The following is a 22,422-nucleotide window of genomic DNA, read 5'->3' on the forward strand; positions in this document are numbered from 1 at the left end:
CAGCGCGCCGAGCGTGCCGCCGCGCGGTCCGAGCGCGCCGCTGCCCGCGCGCGCGTCGCGCTGGCACGCGCGCTCTGAGCGCCGACGCCAGGTCGTCCGAGAAAGCACGGCCCCGGCAGGACGTCGTCCTGCCGGGGTCGTGCTGCGTCCCGGGACCGACGCGGCGCCGCGGGGCTACCGTGGACCGGTGGATCCCGTGGTGTGCGACTTCTGCGGCGCGACGGCGCCGGACGAGGTGCCGCCGCTGACGTGGACGACCGCGATCGAGGACGGCGCCCTGCGCCGCTTCTGCGACACCTGCTCGCGCACCCACCTGCGCTCGATGGAGGGCAAGCTCGACTCGGCGTGGTGGTGACCGTCGATCAGTCGGCGAAGCCGGGCAGCGACTCCTCCAGGATCCGCCGGAACGGCACTGTGGCACCGAGCTGGCTCAGCACGCCGACGGCTCCGGCGAAGGTGCGGTGGATGAGCATGTACGACGGTGGCAGGTTGAGGCGGACCATGGTGGCGTAGGCGTCGCTGCGGGGGTCGTTGACCCGCTGGAACTGCTCCTGCATCCACTCGCGGGAGAAGGTGAACTCCTCGTGCCCGGCAGGGTCGATGAAGGGGCCGAGGTAGGTGCGCACGGCCTGCGGGTCGATGCGGACCTTGTCGCGGATGAAGCCCTCGGCGCGCAGCGCGGCCACGAAGTCGTCGTAGTCGTCGGTCAGCGCGATGCGCACCAGCGAGCCGATCGAGCGGGGGAGCCCGCCCTCGGGGAGCCGGGCGACGGCGCCGTAGTCGAGCACGCCGAGGCGCCCCAGCGACCCGTCGTCACCGTCGACGAGCCGGAAGTTGCCGGGGTGCGGGTCGGCGTGCAGCAGGCCGGTGCGGCGCGGGGCGTCGAGGGCGAAGCGGACCATCAACGTGCCGTAGTGGTCGCGCTCGGCCTGGGTGCCGTCACGGATGACGTGGGCCAGCGACGCGCGGCTGTCCATCCACTCGGTGACGAGCACCGTGCCGGACGTGGCGACCACGTCGGGCACCACGATGGTGTCGTCGTCGGCGTACTCGGCGGCGAACACGCGCTGCGCCTCGGCCTCGAGCTCGTAGTCGAGCTCCTCGAGGGCGCGCTCGCGCACCTCCTCGACGAGCCGCTTGACGTCGAGGCCGGGTGCGAGGGGGCCGAGACCCCGCGCCACGCGGGAGAGCTGCCGCAGGTCGGAGGCCATCGCCTCGGCGGAGCCGGGGTACTGCACCTTGACGGCGACCTCGCGCCCGTCGACCCACCGGCCCTTGTGCACCTGGCCGATCGAGGCGGCCGCGGCAGGCACCGGGTCGAGCTCGACGAGCCGCTGCCGCCAGTCGTGGCCCAGCTCACGGCCCAGGATCTCGCGCACCGTGATGGTCGGCATGGGCGGTGCGGAGTCCTGCAGCCGGGTCAGCTGCTCGCGGTACGGCGCTGCCAGCTCCTCGGGCAGCGCGGCCTCGAAGATCGACATCGCCTGGCCGAACTTCATCGCCCCGCCCTTGAGCTCGCCCAGGGTGCGGAACAGCTGCTCGGCGGTGCGCAGCTGCACCTCGCTCAGCACCGCTTCGGCCGGTGCGCCACCGAGGCGCTTGCCGAGGCCGAGCGCCTGCCGGCCGGCGTAGCCCAGAGGAAGCGCGGCGAGCCGTGCCGTACGACGCGCGGCGCGGCGCGGCAGCTCGGTCATGCCTCCATGGTGCCCGACGGGCGGGCACCGGATGCGCGGGTCGGCCCACCCGTCTCGTCGCCCGGCTCGTCGTACGCCGCCCAGCCGCACCCGCAGCCCGGGTGGCGCAGCCAGGTGCGGGTGACCGGGGTGCCGGAGCGGGGGTGCCAGGTGAGGGTCGCCGACCACGTCGCCGGTCGGCGTTCGCCTCGCTGCAGCAGCGCGAGGTCGCGCAACGCCCAGCTGGTCACCAGGCCGGCGAGCACCGGGTCGGTGTCGTCGGGCCGGGCTGCGCGCGAGGCCGCCGCGTAGCGGGTCAGCACGGCGAGGTGGTCGGGGTCGTCGGTCGTGAGGTGGGCGTCGACGCAGCGCAGGCAGGCGGTGCGTCCCGGCACGACGAGCGGACCGAGCCGGGCGCCGCCGTCGACCAGCGTCAGCACCAGGTGCGGCACCCCGTCGCGCACCAGGGGGTCGAGGACGGTCCGGTCGGGCTCGCCGAGCCCCAGCACGAGCACCGCGTCGGGACGGCTCGGCACCCGCCGGAGCGGGGGTGAGGGTCCGTCGAGCAGCGGGTCGAGCTCGACGGGCCAGGAGGCGTCGGGTGGCGAGGTGCGCAGGCCCAGCCGCGTCGCGGGCGGGGGCTCGCTCGGCACGAGCAGGCCGCGCTCGGCGAGCCGGTCGAGCAACGGTGCGGGCGCCGCGGGGGCGGCATCGCCGGCGCCGGCGCCGTCGTCGTCGAGCTCCGCGCCCAGCTGCTCGAGAAGGCGCTCGGTGCCGGGCCGGCGCGGCAGCACCAGCCGGCGCTCGGGGTGCAGGCCGACCTGGAGCAGGTCACGACCGCGCCGCACCACCCGGAGGCCGGGGGCGAGACGCACGGGCGCGGGATCGACGAGGGGAGCGCGACGGGCCGAGGACACGGCCGTCACGGTAGGCGGCGTCGACCTCGCTCGCCGACGTCGTCCACAGGCTCCGCCGGGGTCAGGCCTTGCCGAGGATGCGGTTGAGGTTGGTGCCGCAGACGGGACACACGGCCTTGGCCATGCGGGTGCCCTTGTCGTTGACCTTGACCTCGCCGTCGGCCTCGCGCTTGTCCTTGCACTTGACGCAGTAGAACTCGCCGCTCCAGGTCTCGGACATCGTCGACTCCTCGGTCGCAGGTGGTGCCCGGGGACCCGGGCTGCTCGCGAGGCTAGTCCACCGGGGCGCCCGGACCGCCGAGGAAGCGCCGTACCTCCACGGGCGCCGTGGTGACCGGCCGGTAGCCTCCGGCCATGCCGACCCAGCCGCCGACCGAGCCCGCTGCCGCCCCCGAGACCCACCTGCGCGTCGAGCGACCCGCCGACGGCGTGGTCCGGCTCGTGCTCGACAACCCGGGCCAGCGCAACGCGATGTCGGCGGCGATGACGTCGGCCTGGGTCGAGACGGTCGCGGGGCTGCGCGACGACCGGTCCGTGCGGGTCGTGGTCGTCACCGGCGAGGGCCCCGCCTTCTGCTCGGGCGGCGACACGAGCTGGATCGCGAGCGAGCCCGACGCCCCCGTCGACGCGCTGCGCACGCGGATGATGGCGTTCTACCGGGCCTGGCTGTCGGTCCGCTCCCTCGAGGTGCCGACCATCGCCGCGGTCAACGGGCCCGCCATCGGAGCCGGGCTGTGCCTCGCGCTGGCGTGCGACCTGCGCTACGTCGGTGAGGGCGCGCGGCTCGGTGCGCCCTTCGTGCGCCTCGGCATGAACCCCGGCATGGCCGCGACCCACCTGCTGCCCGACGTCGTCGGGCCGGCGGTGGCCCGCGAGCTGCTGCTCACCGGTCGGGTGGTCGACGCCGAGGAGTCGGTGCGCATCGGGCTCGCCACGCGGGCGTACGCCGCCGACGCCCTGCAGGACGAGGTGCTCTCGATCGCCGAGCAGGTCGCAGCCACCGCACCGGTGCCGAGCCGCTACACCACGCTGGCGCTGCGCGAGGGCCACCGCGACCTCGAGGCGTGCCTGCAGTGGGAGGCGCTGGCGCAGCCGGTCACGCTCGCCACCGACGACCTGCAGGAGGGCATCGCGGCCTCGCGCGAGCGGCGTACGCCGCGCTTCACCGGCCGGTAGGCACCGGCCGGGTCAGTCGGACGCGCCGCGCTGCTCGAGCAGGATCTCCTCGAGACGCGGCACCAGGCTGCGGACGAGGTCGGTCTTCTCCAGGTAGCCGTGCGCTCCGGCCGCCAGCGCACCGCGCCCTGCCGTCTCGAAGGGGAACCCGGAGAGCATGACGACGGTCGCCTCCGGCGCGGCCTCGCGGATGAGCGGCAGGGCCTCCATGCCGTCCATCACCGGCATCGCGATGTCGAGCAGCACGAGGTCGGGCTGGTGCTCGCGGGCCTCGTCGACGGCCTGGCGGCCCTCGGCGGCGGTGCTGACGACCCGCCAGCCGCTGGCGGCGCGCTTGAGCACCATGGTGATCAACGCGCGCAGGTCGTCGGAGTCGTCGACCACCAGCACGGCGAGGTCGTCGGTGGCGGTGGTCACGGGGTCTCCTCCCCGACGCGGGCGGGATGGCTCCGCAGGGCCTCGCCGGCGCGGAGGTTGCCGTCGGACGACAGCTGGCCGATCCACTGCCGGGCGTGCTCGCTGGTGCGGCTGACGACGCGGCGGGCGAAGTCGAACTGCTGGAGGTCCATCGCCATCTCGGCGGCGACGAGGCCCTGCACGATGGTGTCGTTGACCTCGATCGCGACCTGCTGCCGCTCGCTGCGGGCGGCCTCGTCGGCGATGCGGCCCTCGAGGGTCTTCTGCATCGTCAGGTCGGTGAACACGACGCAGCGCAGCTCGACCTCGCCGCCCTCGACGTCGGTGGCGGTGACGAGGTACGGCGTGCTGGCACCGTCGGCAGCGGGCAGCAGGATCTCGCCCCGCCGGGCCGTCTCGCCCCGGGCGCCGAGCACCTGCGTCAGCACCGGGAGCTGGTCCACGGGCACGAAGTCGACGAGGTCGCGCCCGACCATGTCGGTCGGCGAGGAGCCGAGCACCTGCGCGATCCGGGGGTTGGCGTAGAGCACGACGCCCTGCTCGGACACGGTCAGCGCGCCCTCACCCATGCTCTCGACGATGACCCGGTAGGGGCGGTCGGCCGAGGCAAGGGTGTAGACCTCGGTGCTGCCGTCGTCGGCGGGGTCGCCCACGACCAGCGCGTCGAGCCCGCCGCCCACCTCGGCGAGGGCACGCCGCAGGTCGGTGACCAGCGCCTGCAGCTCCTCGACCGCGAGGTCGTCGGTCTCGTCGCTCACGCCCCGCCGCCCGGGGTGAGCTGCAGGCCGACGAGCACCTTCTCGGTGTCGGAGAGGTCGCCGATGATCTTGCGGACCGGGTCGGGCAGGGTGCGCACGAGCGTGGGCACGGCCACGATGCCGTCGCGACGGGCGGCGGCCGGGTCGGCGAGCAGGTCGATGACGTGGACGCGGTAGCGGTCGGGCAGGTGCTCGTCGCACACGCGGCGGAGGTTCTCGATGGCGCGCACGGACCGGGGCGACTGACCGGCGACGTAGAGCCGCAGCTCGTACTCGGTGGAGCCGGCGCCCGCGGGACTGGCGGAGGGCTCGCTCGTCACGGCGCCCCCTGGGTGCGCCGGTCGGCCTGCTCGCGGCGGTCGTGGGCGCGGGCGCTGGCGGCGGCGTGCTCCGCCTGCTCGAGCTCGGAGAGCTCGTCGTGCTCCGACTGGAGCTCGGCCTGCAGCGCCTCGATCTGCGCCCGCAGGGCCGACGTACGACGTGCCAGCGCGCGCCGGCGTCGGTGGGTCTCCTCCTGCTCGGCGACGCGAGCCGCCTCCGTCTTCGCGAGGTGCTCCTCGCGGGCAGAGCCGGTCAGGACGCCCTCGGGCCCGACGAGCACGTCGACGAGCTGCGGCCCGTCGGAGCCCAGCACGAACTCGCGCACCTGGTTGGAGTGCGCGGTGCCGCGGCTCTTGATGACGAACATCAGCCGGTTGCGCTCGCCGTTGCTCTCGTGGTTGCGCAGCAGCAGCCAGCTGTCGACCAGCGACGACATCCCGAGCTCGCCGGTGGAGTCACCCCCGCCGAGCAGCGTCATGACGCCGGTGATGCCGCGGCTCTTGAGCAGGTCGATGTCGCGGGCGAGCACCGAGGTCAGCTCGCCGTCGGTGCCGCCACTGTGCTGCAGGCTGACGACGGCGTCGAGGACCACGAGGCGGGGCTCGTGCTCGTCGACGAGCCGGTGCAGCTGCGAGAGGTGCTCCTCGAGGCCGAAGGCCGTGGCGCGCACCGAGTGGATGTGGAGCAGCCCCGCGTCGATCCAGTGCTGCAGGTCGAGGCCGATGGAGCGCATGTTGCGCACCATCTGGCGGGGCGACTCCTCGAAGGAGATCAGCAGGGCCGCCTCGCCCGACTGGCAGGAGGCCACGGCGATCGAGGCGCCGATGCTGCTCTTGCCGGTGCCTGCGGAGCCGCTGATGAGGCACGAGGTGCCGCGGAAGAAGCCGCCGCCGAGCATCTCGTCGAGGGCCGGCACGCCCGTCGAGATGCGGTCGTCGGACGCCTCGTAGTCGAGGCCCAGGGTCGACAGCGGCAGCACGCTGATGCCCCGGTCGGTGATGAGGAAGGGGTACTCGTCGGTGCCGTGCAGCGAGCCGCGGTACTTGGTGATGCGCAGGCGTCGGGTCGAGCTGCCGTTGTCGACGCGGTGGTCGAGCACGACCACGCAGTCGGAGACGAACTCCTCGATGCCGATGCGGGTCAGCTGGTCGGCGGCGCCGCCGCGCTCGCCGGTGATGACGACGGTGAGCTCGCGCTCCTTGAGCCACCGGAAGAGCCGGGTCAGCTCGCTGCGCACCACGGCCGTGCTGGGCAGGGCGGCGAAGAGCACCTCGAGGGTGTCGAGCACGACGCGTTTGGCGCCGATGGAGTCGACGGCCAGCTGCAGCCTCAGGAAGAGACCTTCGAGGTCGTACTGGCCGGCCTCGACGAAGTCGGCCGGGTCGAGCTCGAAGGCGTCGATGACGAGCAGGCCGTCGGCCTCCATCGTCGGCAGGTCGTAGCCGAGCGAGGCGACGTTGGTGGCGATGTCGGGGGCCAGCTCCTCGAAGGCGAGCAGGACGCCCGGCTCGCCGTGGTCGAGCGCGCCCCGCACCAGGAACTCGATGCCGAACAGCGTCTTGCCGGCGCCGGCCGAGCCGGCCACCAGCGTCGGTCGGCCGCGCGGTAGTCCGCCGCGGGTGACGTCGTCGAACCCGGTGATGCCGGTCGGCGCCTTCTCCAGCGGTGCCACTCCCTGCACGGAGCCGGTCACGCGTCACATCCTTCGCTCGAAGCACATCCTGCACGGCGGAGTCTGCCAACGACTGCGCACCCGCGGGGGCGAATAACGAGACGCGCCCGAGAAAACCAGTCGGGGCTCCCGAGGCCACCAGCGCACTTGCCTTCCCCTTGCGAATGCGGCGGTGACCGTCGGGAGCCCCTGTGGCCCGAACGCTAGGGGCCAGCGCCGTGCGGGTCAATGCGCAGGTCGGCCCGACCTGGACCACCCGACCTGGACCACGCGACCTGGACCACCCGTCCCGTCGGACCACCGGCCAGGTCCCGTCGACGTCGCTCGTCGTGCACCGGCTGTGGACGACCCTGTGGACGAGGTTGGGGACGGCTGTGGACGCAGGGGTGCGGCCCTGTGGAGCGACGACGCCCGGCTGTGGACGCGACGCCGCCCCGTGTGGCTGTCGGTCCGGCGGAGCAGACTGACCCCGTGCCCCCTCCGTCGTCGTCGCCGCCGTCGTCGTCACCGTCGCCCGGGTCCGAGACCGCCCTCGGTCCCGTGGCGGCCCTGCGTCGCATCGCCTTCCTGCTCGAGCGCAGCCGCGCGGAGACCTACAAGGTCAAGGCGTTCCGGAGCGCGGCCGCGACGGTGCTGCCGCTCGGTGACGAGCTGGCCGAGCGGGTGGCGGCGGGCACCCTGCGGGAGCTGCCCGGCATCGGCGCGTCGACCGCGGAGGTGATCGAGGCAGCGGTGCGGGGCGAGGTCCCGGCGCGACTGGCGAAGCTGGAGCGCGAGGTGGGCGGGCCGCTGGTCGAGGGCGGCGAGCGGGTGCGGGCCGCCCTGCGCGGCGACCTGCACAGCCACAGCGACTGGTCCGACGGCGGCTCGCCGATCGAGGAGATGGCCTTCACCGCGCTCGAGCTCGGCCACGACTACCTCGTGCTGACCGACCACTCGCCCCGGCTCCGGGTGGCCAACGGCCTGTCCGCCGCGCGCCTGGCCCGCCAGCTCGACGTCGTGGACGCCGTCAACGAGCACCTCGGCGCGAGCGCGGGCACCGACGGGTTCCGGCTGCTGAAGGGCATCGAGGTCGACATCCTCGACGACGGCAGCCTCGACCAGACCGACGAGATGCTGGCGCGCCTCGACGTGCGCGTCGCGTCGGTGCACTCCAAGCTCGCCATGGACGCGGGGCCGATGACCCGACGCATGGTCAACGCCGTGCGCCACCCCCTGACCAACGTCCTCGGGCACTGCACCGGCCGCCTCGTCACCGGCAACCGCGGCACGCGGCGGCAGTCCGAGTTCGACGCCGAGGCCGTCTTCGCGGCGTGCGTCGACAGCGGCACCGCCGTCGAGGTCAACGCCCGGCCCGAGCGCCGCGACCCCCCGACCGACCTGCTGCGGCTGGCGGTCGACATGGGCTGCCTGTTCTCGATCGACAGCGACGCCCACGCCCCCGGCCAGCTCGACTTCCAGGTCTACGGGTGCGCCCGCGCCGAGGAGGTCGGTCTCGACCCCGACCGCATCGTCAACACGTGGCCGCGCGAGCGGCTGCTCGCCTGGGCGACGCCGTGAGCGGCGACGCCACGGCGGCCGGTCGTCCCGAGGTGGAGGTACGCCGCTCCGCCCGCCGCAAGCGCACCGTCTCGGCCTACCGCAAGGACGGTCGCGTCGTCGTGCTGCTGCCCGCGCGGCTGAGCCGCGCCGAGGAGGAGCGGTGGGTCGAGCGGATGCTGGAGCGGCTCGAGCGCTCGGAGCGCCGCCGACGACGCACCGACGCCGACCTCGACGCGCGTGCCGACCGGTTGGCAGCGGCGTACCTGCCCGCCGGCGTCCGTCCGACCTCGGTGCGCTGGGTCGCCACCATGACCACCCGCTGGGGGTCGTGCACCTCCGGCACCGGTGAGATCCGGCTCAGCGACCGGCTGCGCACCATGCCGACGTGGGTGCAGGACTACGTGCTCGTCCACGAGCTGGCCCACCTGGTGCACCCCGACCACGGGGCCGACTTCTGGGCCCTGGTCAACGGCTACCCGCGCGCCGAGCGGGCCCAGGGCTTCCTCGACGGCGTCAGCCACGCCGAGCGCGAGGCGCAGGGCGCGGTCGACTAGCGGGCGCGCGCGAGGTCGACGAGCTCGAGCACGTCGGGGTCGTCCGTCGGCAGGTCGTCGGCCGGCCACCAGCGCAGCGCGAGCGACTCCTCGTTGACCACCGGCACCACCTCGCCGGCGGCCCGGGCGACGAAGCGGACGTCGAGGTGGTCGACCGGACCGTCGGGGGAGCAGAACCCCACCTCGTGCCGCGACAGCTGCACCGGCTCCGGGTCGAGCGCGAGCCCGCCGAGACCGGACTCCTCGGTGGCCTCCCGCAGCGCCGCGGCCGCGAGCGACGCGTCACCGGGCTCGAGGTGGCCGCCGAGCTGGAACCAGCGCCGGGCCTTGGCGTGCAGCTGCAGCAGCACCTGGCCGCCGTCGGGGGAGAGCACCAGCGTGCTCGCCGTCAGGTGGGCCGGGACGCAGGAGCGCCAGGTGCCGTCGGGGTGCGCGTCGAGGTGGGCGACGTACGCCGCTCGCAGTGCTTCCTGCTCCGGGCCGGGCGCGTGCCAGCCCGCGAGCAGCGTCCGCGACCGGTCGTGCAGGCTCACCGACCGTCGGTGTCGCTGGTCGTGCCGCCCTCACCGGTCTCGTCGCCCTGGTCGTCAGCGGTGTCGTCACCGGGCACCTCGCCCAGCAGCTTGCCGAGCTCGCGGTCGAAGTCCTCGTCGGAGATCTCGGGCACCTCGCCCATGTGCTCGCGGAAGCCGAGCGGGTCGTCGAGGTCGGCCGCGGTGGGCAGCAGGTCGGGGTGCGCCCAGACCGCGTCGCGTGCCTCCTGGCCCTGCCGGGTGCGCAGCGAGCCCCACAGCGTGGAGGCGTCGCGCAGCCGCCGGGGCCGCAGCTCGAGGCCGACCAGCGCGGCGAAGGTCTCCTCGGCGGGGCCACCGGCCGCGCGGCGGCGACGGATCGCCTCCTGCATCCTGCCCGCGGCGGGCATCCGCTCGGCGGTCGCGAGGCCGACGACCTCGTCGACCCAGCCCTCGACCAGCGCCAGGATCGTCTCGAGGCGCGCCAGCGCCGCCTGCTGCTGCGGCGTCTGCTGCGGCTCGAACAGCCCGCCCTGCAGGGCCTCCTGGATGGCCTCCATGTTGGACGGGTCGAGGTTGCCCATGGCCTGCTCGATGCCGGACACGTCGATGGTCACGCCCCGGCCGAAGTCCTCGACGGCCGAGATGAGGTGCTGGCGCAGCCAGGGCACGTGCGCGAACAGCCGCTGGTGGGCGGCCTCGCGCAGTGCGAGGTAGAGCAGCACGTCGTCCTCGGTGACGTCGAGCCCGCTCGCGAACACCTTGACGTTGGCGGGCAGCAGCGCGGCGGTGCCGGCGGGACCGAGGGGCAGCCCGATGTCGCTCGCGCTCAGCACCTCGCCGGCGAGCCCGCCGAGGGCACCGCCGACCTGGCTGCCGAACATCGCACCGCCGGCCTTGCCGAGCATGCCGATCAGCGGCCCGGCCATCGCCTTGGCCTCCTCGGGCAGGGCGTTGCCCATCGCCCCGACGACGTGCTCGGCAACGGGCTCCACGAGGGTGCGCCAGACGTCGGTGGTCTTCTCGATCCACTCGGCGCGGCTCCAGGCCGCGGCCTGCGTGACGCCCGAGGGCAGCACGGTGGCGGTGTCGAGCCAGTGGTCGGCGAGCCGGACCACGTCGGCGACGCGGGCGCGGTCGGCGGCGTCGGGGCTCGGGTCGGGCTGCTGGGCGCAGGTGCGCCGGGCGACGTCGGTGGCGAGGGTCCAGTTCACGGGGCCGTCGTAGGGCGCCATCATCGCCTGCACCTGGGCCATCAGCGACGACAGGTCGGGCATCTGCCCGCCCTGGCCCGCGGCGCCCCCCAGACCACCGAGGCCGCCCATGGCGTTGAAGATCTGCTCGAACGGGGTGCCCTTGAAGGGGTTGTCACCGGGCTGGTCGCCGGGTCCGCCGGGAGTGTTGCTCATGGCACCACGGTAGCCGCGATCCCTGAACCGGACCTGAGCCGACCCGGCTCAGGTTCTGACGCCCCGCGCCGTCACGGCCTAGCCTGGCCGCGTGGCCGACGACACCCCTGCTCCCGCCGTGCGGCTGCTCGACCTGCGCGAGACGCCGCTCGACCCGGCAGAGGTGCTCGCCAGCGTGGCCGACCCGCACGCGGGCGGGGTCAACCTGTTCGTGGGGGTCGTGCGCGACCACGACGGCGGCGAGGCGGTCTCCCACCTCGACTACTCCGCCCACCCCACCGCGATCGACCGGCTCCGCGAGGTCGCCGAGGGCGTCGTCGCCGACTTCGACCTCGTCGCCGTCGCGGCGGTGCACCGGGTCGGGCGGCTGGCCATCGGCGACACCGCGGTGCTGGTCGCAGCCTCGGCGGCGCACCGCGGCCAGGCCTACGACGCCTCCCGCGCCCTGATCGATCGGCTCAAGGCCCAGGTGCCCGTGTGGAAGCACCAGGTCTTCGACGACGGTCGCGAGGAGTGGGTCGGCACCCCCTGAGGCCGTCACGATCGTCGTCCCGGTGCTGCCCGGCGCGTGTCCTGCCCGGTTGCCGGCCCGACAGAGGTCACCATGGGCGCGTGGAGATCATGCTGTGGTGGCTGCCCCCGGCGCTGGTGACGCTCGGCGCCATGCTCTGGGTCAGCTGGTACGGCCGGTCCCGCGACGAGGCGCCCGACCGCTCCGAGGCCGCCCAGGCCCGGATGGCGCAGGCCCTGGGCCGCGACCTGCCGCAGGGCGCGCGACGTACGACGACGCGCCCGCCGGACCGCAGCACCGGCATCGCCGTGCGCCCCAGCCAGCGACCGCTGCCGGGCGACGAGCGTCGCTCGGCCTGATCCGCCTCCGCGCCGGCACCTCGCGGACCGGGGTTGGGGCCGGATGAGAAGGTGACGCCATGATCGGCGGGACGGAGCGTCACCCTGGCGTCCCCGCGGACGGCCAGGCGGCGCAGCCGAGCCCCGGCCCTCGTCGACGTCGGCGCCTCGGCGCGTCGAGCTGGACCGTCGCCGTGCTGCTCGCCGTGGTGCTGCTCGCGCTGACCGGGTGGCAGGCGCTGCGCCAGCCGGTCCCGTACGTCACCTTCTCGCCCGGGCCGACCGTCAACGTGCTCGGCGACTCCGGCGACGAGCCCATCATCGAGGTCGAGGGGCGCCGGTCCTACCGTGACGAGGGCGCACTGCGCCTGGTCACGGTGGTCCCGAGCGGCCCGGGCAACCGGGTCGACCTCGTCTCCCTGCTGCGGGCGTGGATCGACCCGACCATCGACGTGCTGCCGTACGACGCCGTCTACCAGCCGCAGGACACCCGCTCGAGCGTGCGGGAGCAGTCCGCCGCCCAGATGAGCGGCTCGCAGGAGAACGCCGTCGCCGCGGCGCTCGACGCCCTCGACATCCGGTTCACCTCCGGCGTCGGCGTCTCGCAGGTCGACCCCGACGGCCCCTCGGCCGGCCGCCTGGAGCCCGGTGACCGCGTGCTCCGTGTCGACGGGGAGCCGGTGACGTCCACACAGGGGCTGATCGACGCCGTGCGCTCGCGGCCGGTGGGGTCGCAGGTCGAGGTCACCGTGCGGCGCGACGGCGAGACCGAGCGCGAGCGCATCACGACCGTGGCCGCCCCGGGCGGCCAGGAGGGCAGCGCCGTCCTCGTCGGGATCTCGCCCTGCTGCTACGACTTCCCGGTCGACGTGAGCCTCAACCTCGGCGAGAACATCGGCGGCCCGTCGGCCGGGATGATGTTCGCCCTGGGCATCTACGACGTGCTGACACCCGGCTCGCTGACCGGCGGCAAGGTCATCGCCGGCACCGGCGAGATCGACACCGAGGGTCGGGTCGGCCCCATCGGCGGCATCCGCCAGAAGCTCGTGGGGGCCCAGGACGACGGCGCCCGGCTCTTCCTCGTCCCCGGTGACAACTGCGCCGAGGCGCTCACCGGAGACTACGACCCCGACCGCATGCGCCTCGTCCGCGCCGACACCCTGCAGCAGGCCATCAGCGACGTCGAGGGCTGGGTCGCCGACCCCGACGCCGACCTGCCCTCGTGCGAGCCAGGAGGAGCCACGTGACCACCTCTCCCTCTCCCGAGAGTGCGGCCGACCAGCTGCGCACCTCCGTGCTGGAGGTCGAGCGGCACGCCGCCGCCGCAGGCTGGGACCGGCCCGCCCAGGTGTTCGCGCTCGTCGAGACCGCCGACCTGCTGCGCCGCGAGCCGCAGCTGGCCGCGGTGCTCGGTGTCGACGACGCCGACGCCGCCGGGCTGACCCCCGTCGAGCAGGAGGCGGCGGTCGACAGCCTCGAGGAGCTGCTGCCGACCATCGCCTGGCCCGACGAGGTCGCCGGCTGCGCCGTCGTCGTCGAGGCCACGACCGTGCCTCCCGACCGGGCCGCCGGGGCCGTGCCCGACGACCCCGAGAGCGCCGCCCGCTGGGCGGCCGAGCACCCCGACCGCGAGGAGGCGCGCGTGGTCGCGGGGGTGCTCCGCACCGGCGAGAGCTGGTGCGCCATCCGCCAGCGCGCCCACGACGACGACACCATGGTCATGAGCGGTGCCGACCTCGTCCCGTCGCTGCTCGACCTCCTCCACACCACGTTCGTCCCCGAGCCGGAAGGCCCCACCGATCCCGATGAGTGACTTCTTCGCCGACCAGCCGTCCGGCAGCGGGGGTGACGGGCGCTCGGGTCGACCGCAGACCGCCCCCCGGCCGCCCGGCCCCCGCCGCCCGGGGCCGCTCGCGCTGACCATCGTGGTCGTGGCCGGCCTCGTGGTCGCCTTCTCGATCTTCGCCGGCATCTGGACCGACCGGCTGTGGTTCAACAGCCTCGGCTACGGCTCGGTGTTCAGCACGCTGCTGTGGACCCGCGTCGGTCTCTTCGTGGCCTTCGGGCTGCTGATGGCGCTCGTCGTCGGGCTCAACCTCTGGTTGGCCTTCCGGTTCCGACCGTTGTTCCGCCCGGCCTCGCCCGAGCAGGCCAACCTCGAGCGCTACCGCGAGGTGGTCACCCCGCTGCGCCGCTGGCTGCTGGTGGGCGTCTCGCTGGTCTTCGGCATCTTCGCCGGCATCTCCGCGACGGGCACGTGGCGCACCTACCTGCTGTGGCGCAACGGCACCGACTTCGACCGGGCCGACCCGTTCTTCGGCCGCGACATCGGCTTCTTCGTCTTCGACCTGCCGTGGCTGCACTTCCTGGTCGACTTCTCGATGACCGCGGTCTTCATCGCGGCCGCCCTCGCCGTCGTCGTGCACTACCTCTACGGCGGCATCCGGCTGCAGAGCGGCGACAAGTTCACCCCCGCCGCCGTCGCGCACGTGTCGGTGCTCGCCGGTCTGTTCCTGCTGCTCAAGGGCGCCGACTACTACCTCGACCGCTTCGACCTGACCTCGCAGACCGGCGGGATCGTCACCGGCATGACCTACACCCGCGACAACGCGGTGCTGCCGGGCAAGACCATCTTGATGTTCGTCGTGATCATCTGCGCGGTGCTGTTCTTCGTCAACGTGCTGCGCCGCACCTGGCTGCTGCCCAGCGTCGGCCTGGCACTGTTCGTCGTCTCCGCCGTGCTGCTGGGTGCGGTGTGGCCGGGGCTGATGCAGCGCTTCCAGGTCCGCCCGAGCGAGCCCGACCGCGAGCGCACCTACATCGGGGAGAACATCAGGGCGACCCGGGACGCGTTCGGGGTCGCCGAGACCGAGACGACGTCGTACGACGCCAGCACCGACCTCACCGCGCAGGAGGTCGAGGAGAACCCCGCCGCGACCGAGGGCGTCCGACTGGTCGACCCCGAGCTGGTCTCGCGCACCTTCCAGCAGCTGCAGCAGGTGCGCGGCTACTACAGCGTGCCCGAGGTGCTCGACGTCGACCGCTACGAGCTCGACGGCCAGCAGCGCGACGTCGTCGTGGCGGCCCGCGAGCTCGACCAGTCGGGCCTGCCGGAGAGCCAGCAGACCTGGTCCAACCTCCGCACCGTCTACACCCACGGCTACGGCCTGATCGGCGCCTACGGTAACCAGAGCGCGGCCGCCGACGAGACCAACGACGCCGACGGTGCGCCGGTGTGGGCCGAGGAGGACCTCCCGCCCCGCGGCGCCATCAGCGAGAAGCAGCCCGACGGCTCCTACCAGGCGCGCATCTACTTCGGCGAGAACTCGCCGGAGTACTCCATCGTCGGCCAGCCCGAGGGCTCCGACAGCGACATCGAGCTCGACATCCCGACCGGTGGCACCGACACCGACGAGGGCACCACCAACACCTACGACGGCGCCGACGGCGTCGGCGTGGGCAACATCTTCAACAAGCTGCTCTACGCGGTGAAGTTCGGCGACGCCAACATCGTGCTGTCGTCACGCGTCAACGAGAACAGCAAGATCCTCTACGACCGCAGCCCCCGCGAGCGGGTGCAGAAGGTCGCCCCGTGGCTGACTGTCGACTCCGACGCGCTGCCGACCGTCGTCGACGGCCGGATGGTGTGGGTGCTCGACGGCTACACGGTCAGCGACAAGTACCCGCAGGCCGAGAAGAACTCGCTGCAGGACATGACCAGCGACGCCATCAACCCGCAGACCCAGTTCGCCACGCTGCCGACCGACCAGATCAACTACATGCGCAACGCGGTCAAGGCGACCGTCGACGCCTACGACGGCACCGTGACCCTCTACGAGTGGGACGAGTCCGACCCGGTACTGCAGACCTGGGCGAAGGCCTTCCCCGGCGTCGTCGAGCCGCGCTCCGACATCCCCGAGGAGCTGCTCGCGCACATGCGCTACCCGCAGGACCTCTACAAGGTGCAGCGCGAGATCCTCGCCCGCTACCACGTGCTCGACCCGCGCACGTTCTACGAGGCCAGCGACGCCTGGGCCGTCCCGTCCAACCCGGTGGAGGCGCGCTCGACGAACAAGCAGCCGCCGTACCGGCTCTCGGTCACGCGCCAGGGCCAGGACGACCCGACGTTCTCCCTGACGTCGGTCTACACGCCCAACAACCGCCAGAACCTCGCGGCGTTCATGTCGGTCGGCGCGGACGCCTCCGACCCAGACACCTACGGGCAGTTCGAGATCCTGCGGCTGCCGAGCAACACCCAGGTGCCGGGTCCGTCGCAGATCGCCAACCAGTTCAACAACGAGCCCAAGGTCGCGACGGCGCTGCGCCCCTTCATCCAGGGCAACGCCGAGGTCGAGTACGGCAACCTGCTCACGCTCCCGGTCGGCGGCGGCCTGCTCTACGTGCAGCCGCTCTACACCGTCCGCTCCGGTGGCGACGGCGCCTACCCGCTGCTGCGCTACGTCGTGGCGTCGTTCGGTGACGAGGTCGGCATCGGCACCAACCTGGCCGCGGCGCTCGAGGACGTGCTCGGGTCGTCCGGCAGCGACACCCCCGCCCCCGACGACGACGGCGGCGACAGCGGCGGTGACTCCGGCGGCGAGACCCCGGCCGACCCGGGTGAGCCGCTGCCGGTGGGTGCGCTGCGTCTGCTGCAGCAGGCCGACCAGAGGTTCGCCGAGGCCCAGCAGGCCCTGGAGGACGGCGACCTCAACGGCTACGCCCAGGCCGTCGACGAGGCCCGTGCCCTGGTCGACCGCGCCCTCCAGGCCGGCGGCACCGCCGGCGGTGGCGGCTCGGCCGCCGGCTCCGGGGGCGGCTCCGGGGCCGGCTCCGGGGGCGGCTCCGGAAACGGCGGGGGCGACGCCTCCGGCGGCTGACCTCCCCGACTGCTCGTGACGACGGGCCCGGCACGCCTCGTGCCGGGCCCGTCGTCGTACGGCGGGTGGCGGCGCCCGGTGCCCGGCTCGCGCCTTTCGAACGAAACGCTCCCGACACGCCGTGTCTGGAGGAGCGGGTCGGTCGGAAAGTCGCCGAGTGGGTGCGTTTCGTTCGAAAAGCCCGGGTGGCGCCTCAGTCGGCGTCGGCGAGCACGGCGGTCTCGGTCTCGCTGCTGCGGCCACGGAGGGTGACGGAGCCGTGGCGGGTCCAGTGGGCGGCCTCGTCGGCGTCGGCGGCCTCGACGGACGCCATGGCGACGAGGACCTTGCCGGGGGCGTCCTTGGCGAGCTCGGTGAGCCGGGCGGCGGCGTTCACGGCGTCGCCGATGACGGTGTACTCGAAGCGGCTCTCCTCGCCGACGTTGCCGGCGACGGCCTCGCCGGTCGAGACGCCGATGCCGGCGGCGACCTCGGGCACCTCCTCGGCGAGTCGGGCGGCCATGGCGCGGGCGGCGGCGAGGGCGCGGGTGGCGTGGTCGGGCATCTCGACGGGGGCGCCGAAGACCGCCAGCGCGGCGTCACCGATGAACTTGTTGACCAGCCCCTCGCGCTCGGCGACCTCGGAGACGACGACGCCGAAGAAGCGGTTGAGCAGGTCGACGACGTCGGCGGGGTCCTGCTCGTTGGCGATGGTGGTGGAGCCGACGATGTCGATGAAGAGCACGCTGACCTCGCGGGTCTCGCCGCCGAGCTCGACCTCGCCGCGGGAGGCCGCCTCGGCGACGTCGCGGCCGACGTGGCGACCGAAGATGTCGCGCAGGTGCTCGCGCTCGCGCAGGCCGCTGACCATCTGGTTGAACCCGGCCTGCAGCTGGCCGAGCTCGGAGCCGTCGTACACCTGCACCTCGCGCTCCAGCGTTCCCCGCTCGACCTCCTGCATCGCCTCGCTGACGGCGAGGATCGGGGCGACGACGGCGCGGGCGTTGAGCCAGGTCACGAGGGCGCCGAAGACGAGGATCACGGTGCCGAGCACGAGGATGATCACGGCCAGCCGGGTGCGGGTCAGGTCGGTCTCGATGCCGGTCAGCGCGAGCAGCGACACCACGATGAGACCGATGACGGGGGCGCCGGTGCCGAGGCCCCAGAACAACATCGTGCGGCGTCGTACGCCGAGCCGGCTCGCGCGCACGCGCTCGCCGCCCGAGAGCGCCCGCGCCGCGATCGGGCGCAGCACGAACTCGCTGAACAGGAACGCGATGGCCGTCACGACCACCGAGGCGATGCCGACGGTGAAGGCGGTGCTCAGCGCTCGCGCGGGCTGCACGGCGAGGGCGAGCCCGGTGAACAGGACGACCGCGATGCCCCACAGCGTCGCCTGCACCTTGGTGAGGAACCACGGGACGCCGAGCGCCTGCTCGCGCTGCTCCTGCGTGGGCTCCTCGTCGCGGGTGGCCCATCGCAGCGGCCGCAGCGCGCCGTACGTGCCGACCACGACGCCGATCGCGACCGCCACCGCGATGTAGACGGGCACAGCGATCGACAGCGAGACGACGGTGCCGACGGTCGCGGCCGGACCGGGGATGACGAGCGCCGACAGCACGAAGACCACGCCCGCGCCGATGAGGTTGGTGCTGACCAGCAGCACCGTCAGCAGCAGCTGGATCCGCACGCGCAGGCGGCGCGGCCGCTGCTCGGCGGGACCGAGCAGCACCGAGCCGTACGCCGGCTTCGCGTCGGCCGCGCTCACCTCGCCCCTCGCAGGCCCATCGCACCGCTCAGCTCCGGCGACCACGCCAGCGCGGCGTGCTCGCTCGCCCACCGGTTGAGTGCGGCGGCGACGTCGTCGGGGAAGGCCGCCATGCGGCGGGTGCCGTGGTCGACGTACGCCTCCAGCCCCTCGAGGCTGGCAGCGACGCGGCGCTCGCCGTGGTCGAGCAGGTAGGTCACGAGGTGCAGCATCCGCTCGTCGCGACCGACCACCCGCAGGTGCACCGACACCTCGGCGCCGACGAGCACCTCGCGGCGGTAGGTGAGGTACTGCTCCAGCGCGAAGACGTTGCCACCCCCCGCGCCGTCGGCCGCGAGCCCGAGGTCCTCGAAGAGCGTCCACTCGGCGTCGTCGAAGGTGCCGAGGTAGTGGCGCACGTTGAGGTGGCCGTTGGTGTCGACACGCTCGGCGGGGACGCGCAGCCGCGGCCCCGACGGCAACGCCAGGGCCTCCTCGTAGCTGGGGAGGGCACGCACGGACCACATCATGACGGGTCCGGCGTCGCGATCGTCCCGGTTCGCGGGGTGTGGCCCCCCGATTTGGCCCGCTCCCGCACCGGGCGGTAACGTGGGGTTCACCGACGCGGGGTGGAGCAGCTCGGTAGCTCGCTGGGCTCATAACCCAGAGGTCGCAGGTTCAAATCCTGCCCCCGCTACAAGATCCGAAGGCCCTCGCCACCACGGCGAGGGCCTTCGTGCTTCGCGGCGCGGCGCGGCCGTTAGCGTCGCGGCATGGCTGTCCCCGACTTCGTCGCCGACCTGCGCGCCCGCATCGGGCACGACCTGCTGTGGCTGCCGGGGGTGACCGCGGTCATCACGCGGGAGGGCGGAGAGGTGCTGCTGGTGAAGCGCTCCGACAACGGGGCGTGGACGCCGGTGACCGGGATCGTCGACCCCGGGGAGGAGCCGGCGGTCGCGGCGGTGCGGGAGGCCCGCGAGGAGGCGGGGGTCGAGATCACCGTCGACCGGCTGTCGCGGGTGGGGGTGACCGACGAGGTGACGTATCCGAACGGCGACCGGTCGGTCTACCTCGACCTCACCTTCGCGTGCACGTGGGTCGGGGGCGAGGCGCGGGTGGGCGACGACGAGTCGGTCGCCGTGCGCTGGTGCGCCCCGGACGCCTTCGACGAGCTCGACCCGCCGGTCGCCGCTCACATGCGCGAGCGGGTCGCGGCGGCGCTGGCCGACGAGGTCGCGACGCGATTCGTCACGGGGTGAGCGAGGGGCCGGTGGTCTCGACAGGCTCGACCACCGGAGCGAGGGCCCTCGACCACCGGAGCTAGGGGGTGCTCGACCATAGGCCCGGCTATGTCGAGCGACGTGCTTGACTTCGGGGCGTGAGCAGCACGATCGAGGCCGACTACCTGGTCGTCGGCGCGGGCGCGATGGGGATGGGGTTCGTCGACGCGCTGGTCGAGCTCGACCCGGAGGCGCGGGTGGTGCTGGTCGACCGCCGCGAGGGTCCGGGTGGGCACTGGCGGGCGGCGTACCCCTTCGTGCGGCTGCACCAGGCCTCCCAGTTCTACGGCGTGCAGTCGACGGTGCTGGGCGGCGGGCGGGTGCAGCAGGCCGGACCCGAGGCGGGCCTGCACGAGCGCGCCGACCGCGTCACGATCCTCGCCTACTACGACCAGGTGCTCGCGCAGCTGCGCGCCACCGGCCGGGCGGAGCTGCTGGCCGGCCACGAGGTCGAGGGCCGCACGGTCGTCTCGCGCGCGACGGGCGAGCGGATCGCGGTGCCGGAGCGCTGCCGGGTGGTCGACGCGCGCTACCTCGCCCCCGAGGTGCCCGCGGAGGTGCCGCCGCCCTTCGCGGTCGACGGTGCCCGCGTCGTGCCGGTCGGGGAGCTGCCCGACGTTGACGACGACCCGCGCCGCTACGTCGTGGTCGGCTCCGGCAAGACCGCCACCGACGCCATCGTCTGGCTGACCGACCCCGAGGTCGGGCGGGGGATCGACCCCGACCGGATCACCTGGGTGCGGCCGCGCGACCCCTGGATGCTCGACCGGGCCGTCGTGCAGCCCGACCCCGTCGTCTACCTCGGCATGGTCGCGGAGATGATGCGGCTCGCGGGCGAGGCCGACGACCTCGACCGGCTCTTCCTGGCCCTGGAGGACGCCGGGATCATGCTCCGCATCGACGACGGCGTCACGCCGACCATGGCCAAGGCACCGACCCTGGGACGCTGGGAGCTCGAGCGGCTGCGGCAGGTCGGCGACGTCGTACGACGCGGCCGCGTGCGCCGTGCCGGGCGCGACCGGCTCGAGCTCGACGACGGCTCGGTCGGCACCGGCCCGGACGCCCTGGTGGTCAGCTGCGCGGCCGACGGCCTGAGGAACCGCCGACGGGTCCCTGTCTGGGGCGAGCAGGCGATCACGCTGCAACCGGTCCGCGCGGGCTTCCCGTGCTTCGCCGCGGGCCTCGTCGGCTACGTCGAGGCCACCCGCCACGACGACGCCACCAAGAACCGGCTCTGCCCGCCGTCGTCGTTCGGCAACTCCCTGGCCGACTGGGCGCGGATGAACGTGCTGGGGATGCGCGCGACAACGGCCTACAACGCCGAGCCCGACATCAAGGCCTGGGCCGATCGTGTCGCGATCAACCCCTCCCGCGTGCCGCCCGGCCAGCCTGCCTCGCCCGAGCTCGACGAGGTGCTCGGGCGGCTGGCGGCCAGCGTCGGCCCCGGGGTCGAGCGGCTCGCCGCCCTGGTCGGGTCGTCGCGCTGACGACGCTCGGGACGGACGCTCCGGTACGGGGGGTGCCCGGAGCGTCCGCTGCACGGATTCAACCAACCGGTCGCGGCGTCGCCGAATCGCGCGGTGACCTGGTCTGTACCGACGAGTAACGGACCGTCGGTCTCGGAAAGCGGCTGCAGGCGCTCACGTCGGCTGCGGCGCCGGGCGGCGGTGGATGCGCCGCGTCCAGACCGCCTGCTGCAGCGCGAGCACAGTCCAGCCGGCGAGCGCCATGCCGACGACGTTGACCACCAGCTGCAGGCTGCTGCCGGCCACCTCGTGCCAGACGCCGAACGGGATCGCGAGCGCGATGTTGCCGGCGGCGGGGACGGTGGTGACCGAGATGAAGACACCGGAGAGCCCACCCACCTTCGACGAGGTCAGCGAGAGCACACCGGCGGCGCCGGCCACGAGTGCCACGATGAAGGACCACTTGTCGGGGGTGTACACGAACGCGGTGCCGGTGCGCCCGGTGGTGAGGTCGTCGAGCACCACCCACCCGAGCGCCCTGGCCGCTGCGCTCAGCACGGCGACGAGCGAGATGGCCACCGCGAACCCGACGACCAGGGTCCGCACGGCGTAGCCGAGCAGCGCGGGGCGGCGGCGTACGAGCGCGAGGCCCAGCGCCGCCACCGCGACGAACTCGGGGCCGACGACCATCGCCCCGATGACGAGGATCTGGGAGTCCAGCACGATGGCGACCGCCGCGAGCAGCGTCGCCATCGTCATGAAGGCGAGGTAGGTCCAGTTGAGCTCGGTCTCCTCGTAGGCCCGCTGCGTGACCTCGGCCCACACCACCGCGTCGGCGCTCGCGCCCGGCGTGATCCTCTCGGCGGCGAGGCCCTGCCGCGACACCCAGGTCGTCACCGGGTCGACGTGGAGGGTGCCGCACTCCGGCACGCCCAGCTCGTCGAGGGCGTCGACCAACGGGTCCACTCCCTCGCGGGCGACGTCGGCGAGCACCACGTCGCCGACCGGCTCGACGGAGGCGCCGCGCAGCACGGCGAGCGCGCTGACCGACGGGTTGCCGGTGAACAGGTCGAGCACGGGCTCGGTGAGCTCGGTCGGGACGGTCACGCGCAGGTGCAGCACGGGGCCAGTGTGGGGCAGGGACCCGTCAGGATCGGGAAGCTCTGCGTCAAGGACCCGTTAGGATCCCGACGGGCCTCTCGTGCACGGGCCGTCGCGGACGCAGGCTGAGGCCATGAACCACCCGTCGCACCCTCCGCGCAGCCTCGGCGGT

Annotated in this window: 23 protein-coding genes and 1 tRNA gene; 12 read left to right on the forward strand and 12 right to left on the reverse strand. The window is 73.7% G+C overall.

Features of this window, described 5'->3' with window-relative positions; all coding sequences use genetic code 11:
• Positions 1 to 187: 187 nt before the first annotated feature.
• Entirely contained in the window at positions 188 to 355 is a 168-nt protein-coding gene (locus ACYU8I_RS04960; protein WP_460838107.1) for a hypothetical protein, read from the forward strand.
• 7 nt (positions 356 to 362) lie between these two features.
• On the opposite strand, the gene ACYU8I_RS04965 is transcribed toward ACYU8I_RS04960, so the two are convergent.
• From ACYU8I_RS04965 to ACYU8I_RS04975, 3 genes are all read right to left on the reverse strand, one after another.
• On the reverse strand, positions 363 to 1,694 hold the full coding sequence (locus ACYU8I_RS04965; RefSeq protein WP_460838109.1) for an ABC1 kinase family protein: 1,332 nt from the start codon (positions 1,692 to 1,694) through the stop codon (positions 363 to 365).
• The gene (locus tag ACYU8I_RS04970; protein WP_460838112.1) at positions 1,691 to 2,590 is read right to left on the reverse strand and encodes a hypothetical protein; all 900 of its coding nucleotides are present in this window, start codon (positions 2,588 to 2,590) and stop codon (positions 1,691 to 1,693) included. Before ACYU8I_RS04970 ends, ACYU8I_RS04965 begins: the two co-directional genes overlap by 4 nt.
• A gap of 61 nt (positions 2,591 to 2,651) precedes the next feature.
• Entirely contained in the window at positions 2,652 to 2,810 is a 159-nt protein-coding gene (locus tag ACYU8I_RS04975) for a DUF5679 domain-containing protein (RefSeq protein WP_460838115.1), read from the reverse strand.
• A 134-nt stretch (positions 2,811 to 2,944) separates the two neighbouring features.
• Here ACYU8I_RS04975 and ACYU8I_RS04980 point away from each other — a divergent pair, with 134 nt between their 5' ends.
• On the forward strand, positions 2,945 to 3,766 hold the full coding sequence (locus tag ACYU8I_RS04980) for an enoyl-CoA hydratase/isomerase family protein (RefSeq protein ID WP_460838116.1): 822 nt from the start codon (positions 2,945 to 2,947) through the stop codon (positions 3,764 to 3,766).
• Between the two features lie 12 nt (positions 3,767 to 3,778).
• Here the strand turns inward: ACYU8I_RS04980 and ACYU8I_RS04985 are convergent, their stop codons facing one another.
• Genes ACYU8I_RS04985 through kaiC form a run of 4 tightly spaced genes read right to left on the reverse strand, consistent with a single transcriptional unit; the run spans position 3,779 to position 6,955 of the window.
• On the reverse strand, positions 3,779 to 4,183 hold the full coding sequence (locus tag ACYU8I_RS04985; protein ID WP_460838118.1) for a response regulator transcription factor: 405 nt from the start codon (positions 4,181 to 4,183) through the stop codon (positions 3,779 to 3,781).
• Positions 4,180 to 4,941, reverse strand: coding sequence for a PAS domain-containing protein (locus ACYU8I_RS04990; protein ID WP_460838120.1), 762 nt, complete (start codon positions 4,939 to 4,941; stop codon positions 4,180 to 4,182). The genes ACYU8I_RS04985 and ACYU8I_RS04990 overlap by 4 nt, the downstream gene beginning before the upstream one ends.
• Positions 4,938 to 5,261, reverse strand: a complete 324-nt coding sequence (locus tag ACYU8I_RS04995) for a circadian clock KaiB family protein (RefSeq protein WP_460838122.1) — start codon at positions 5,259 to 5,261, stop codon at positions 4,938 to 4,940. Before ACYU8I_RS04995 ends, ACYU8I_RS04990 begins: the two co-directional genes overlap by 4 nt.
• Positions 5,258 to 6,955, reverse strand: coding sequence for a circadian clock protein KaiC (gene kaiC, locus ACYU8I_RS05000; protein WP_460838125.1), 1,698 nt, complete (start codon positions 6,953 to 6,955; stop codon positions 5,258 to 5,260). Before kaiC ends, ACYU8I_RS04995 begins: the two co-directional genes overlap by 4 nt.
• A 450-nt stretch (positions 6,956 to 7,405) precedes the next feature.
• Here kaiC and ACYU8I_RS05005 point away from each other — a divergent pair, with 450 nt between their 5' ends.
• On the forward strand, positions 7,406 to 8,494 hold the full coding sequence (locus ACYU8I_RS05005; protein ID WP_460838127.1) for a PHP domain-containing protein: 1,089 nt from the start codon (positions 7,406 to 7,408) through the stop codon (positions 8,492 to 8,494).
• Positions 8,455 to 9,030, forward strand: coding sequence for a M48 metallopeptidase family protein (locus ACYU8I_RS05010; protein ID WP_460838128.1), 576 nt, complete (start codon positions 8,455 to 8,457; stop codon positions 9,028 to 9,030). Before ACYU8I_RS05005 ends, ACYU8I_RS05010 begins: the two co-directional genes overlap by 40 nt.
• Here the strand turns inward: ACYU8I_RS05010 and ACYU8I_RS05015 are convergent.
• Both ACYU8I_RS05015 and ACYU8I_RS05020 read right to left on the reverse strand, forming a co-directional pair.
• The gene (locus tag ACYU8I_RS05015) at positions 9,027 to 9,563 is read right to left on the reverse strand and encodes an NUDIX hydrolase (RefSeq protein ID WP_460838130.1); all 537 of its coding nucleotides are present in this window, start codon (positions 9,561 to 9,563) and stop codon (positions 9,027 to 9,029) included. The genes ACYU8I_RS05010 and ACYU8I_RS05015 overlap by 4 nt on opposite strands.
• Positions 9,560 to 10,951, reverse strand: a complete 1,392-nt coding sequence (locus tag ACYU8I_RS05020; protein ID WP_460838132.1) for a zinc-dependent metalloprotease — start codon at positions 10,949 to 10,951, stop codon at positions 9,560 to 9,562. The genes ACYU8I_RS05015 and ACYU8I_RS05020 overlap by 4 nt, the downstream gene beginning before the upstream one ends.
• 91 nt (positions 10,952 to 11,042) lie before the next feature.
• On the opposite strand from ACYU8I_RS05020, the gene ACYU8I_RS05025 reads away from it, so the two are divergent.
• The 5 genes from ACYU8I_RS05025 (at position 11,043) to ACYU8I_RS05045 (ending at position 16,677) form a co-directional block, all read left to right on the forward strand.
• Positions 11,043 to 11,483: a molybdenum cofactor biosynthesis protein MoaE gene (locus ACYU8I_RS05025; RefSeq protein WP_460838134.1), complete on the forward strand. Its 441-nt coding sequence runs from the start codon at positions 11,043 to 11,045 to the stop codon at positions 11,481 to 11,483.
• 89 nt (positions 11,484 to 11,572) lie between these two features.
• The gene (locus ACYU8I_RS05030; protein ID WP_460838491.1) at positions 11,573 to 11,821 is read left to right on the forward strand and encodes a hypothetical protein; all 249 of its coding nucleotides are present in this window, start codon (positions 11,573 to 11,575) and stop codon (positions 11,819 to 11,821) included.
• Positions 11,822 to 11,880: 59 nt separating this feature from the next.
• Positions 11,881 to 13,047, forward strand: a complete 1,167-nt coding sequence (locus ACYU8I_RS05035; RefSeq protein ID WP_460838136.1) for a YlbL family protein — start codon at positions 11,881 to 11,883, stop codon at positions 13,045 to 13,047.
• Positions 13,044 to 13,613: a PPA1309 family protein gene (locus ACYU8I_RS05040; RefSeq protein WP_460838139.1), complete on the forward strand. Its 570-nt coding sequence runs from the start codon at positions 13,044 to 13,046 to the stop codon at positions 13,611 to 13,613. The genes ACYU8I_RS05035 and ACYU8I_RS05040 overlap by 4 nt, the downstream gene beginning before the upstream one ends.
• Positions 13,606 to 16,677: a UPF0182 family membrane protein gene (locus ACYU8I_RS05045; protein ID WP_460838141.1), complete on the forward strand. Its 3,072-nt coding sequence runs from the start codon at positions 13,606 to 13,608 to the stop codon at positions 16,675 to 16,677. The genes ACYU8I_RS05040 and ACYU8I_RS05045 overlap by 8 nt, the downstream gene beginning before the upstream one ends.
• Positions 16,678 to 16,870: 193 nt before the next feature.
• Here the strand turns inward: ACYU8I_RS05045 and ACYU8I_RS05050 are convergent, their stop codons facing one another.
• Complete coding sequence (locus ACYU8I_RS05050) at positions 16,871 to 18,424, reverse strand: adenylate/guanylate cyclase domain-containing protein (protein WP_460838143.1); 1,554 nt, start codon at positions 18,422 to 18,424, stop codon at positions 16,871 to 16,873.
• Positions 18,421 to 18,921, reverse strand: coding sequence for a thioesterase family protein (locus tag ACYU8I_RS05055; protein WP_460838145.1), 501 nt, complete (start codon positions 18,919 to 18,921; stop codon positions 18,421 to 18,423). The genes ACYU8I_RS05050 and ACYU8I_RS05055 overlap by 4 nt, the downstream gene beginning before the upstream one ends.
• Positions 18,922 to 19,026: 105 nt before the next feature.
• Between ACYU8I_RS05055 and ACYU8I_RS05060 the strand changes: the two genes are divergently transcribed.
• From ACYU8I_RS05060 to ACYU8I_RS05070, 3 genes are all read left to right on the forward strand, one after another.
• Positions 19,027 to 19,100 (forward strand) — tRNA-Met (locus tag ACYU8I_RS05060).
• A 76-nt stretch (positions 19,101 to 19,176) separates the two neighbouring features.
• Positions 19,177 to 19,662, forward strand: coding sequence for an NUDIX hydrolase (locus ACYU8I_RS05065; protein ID WP_460838147.1), 486 nt, complete (start codon positions 19,177 to 19,179; stop codon positions 19,660 to 19,662).
• A 119-nt stretch (positions 19,663 to 19,781) separates the two neighbouring features.
• Positions 19,782 to 21,170 (forward strand): pyridine nucleotide-disulfide oxidoreductase, encoded by a 1,389-nt coding sequence (locus ACYU8I_RS05070; RefSeq protein WP_460838148.1) that lies wholly within the window; start codon positions 19,782 to 19,784, stop codon positions 21,168 to 21,170.
• A gap of 153 nt (positions 21,171 to 21,323) precedes the next feature.
• Here ACYU8I_RS05070 and ACYU8I_RS05075 read toward each other — a convergent pair whose 3' ends face one another.
• On the reverse strand, positions 21,324 to 22,271 hold the full coding sequence (locus ACYU8I_RS05075; RefSeq protein ID WP_460838150.1) for a DUF389 domain-containing protein: 948 nt from the start codon (positions 22,269 to 22,271) through the stop codon (positions 21,324 to 21,326).
• Between the last annotated feature and the right edge of the window lie 151 nt (positions 22,272 to 22,422).

The sequence above is a fragment of the Nocardioides marmoraquaticus genome, from assembly GCF_054777915.1.

Bases quoted from the DNA above. Each gene is read 5' to 3' on its own strand.
- ACYU8I_RS04965 (WP_460838109.1), bottom strand. From the start codon at position 1,694: ATGACCGAGCTGCCGCGCCGCGCCGCGCGTCGTACGGCACGGCTCGCC.
- ACYU8I_RS04975 (WP_460838115.1), bottom strand. From the start codon at position 2,810: ATGTCCGAGACCTGGAGCGGCGAGTTCTACTGCGTCAAGTGCAAGGAC.
- ACYU8I_RS04980 (WP_460838116.1), top strand. From the start codon at position 2,945: ATGCCGACCCAGCCGCCGACCGAGCCCGCTGCCGCCCCCGAGACCCAC.
- ACYU8I_RS05020 (WP_460838132.1), bottom strand. From the start codon at position 10,951: ATGAGCAACACTCCCGGCGGACCCGGCGACCAGCCCGGTGACAACCCC.
- ACYU8I_RS05030 (WP_460838491.1), top strand. From the start codon at position 11,573: ATGCTGTGGTGGCTGCCCCCGGCGCTGGTGACGCTCGGCGCCATGCTC.
- ACYU8I_RS05035 (WP_460838136.1), top strand. From the start codon at position 11,881: ATGATCGGCGGGACGGAGCGTCACCCTGGCGTCCCCGCGGACGGCCAG.
- ACYU8I_RS05045 (WP_460838141.1), top strand. From the start codon at position 13,606: ATGAGTGACTTCTTCGCCGACCAGCCGTCCGGCAGCGGGGGTGACGGG.
- ACYU8I_RS05065 (WP_460838147.1), top strand. From the start codon at position 19,177: ATGGCTGTCCCCGACTTCGTCGCCGACCTGCGCGCCCGCATCGGGCAC.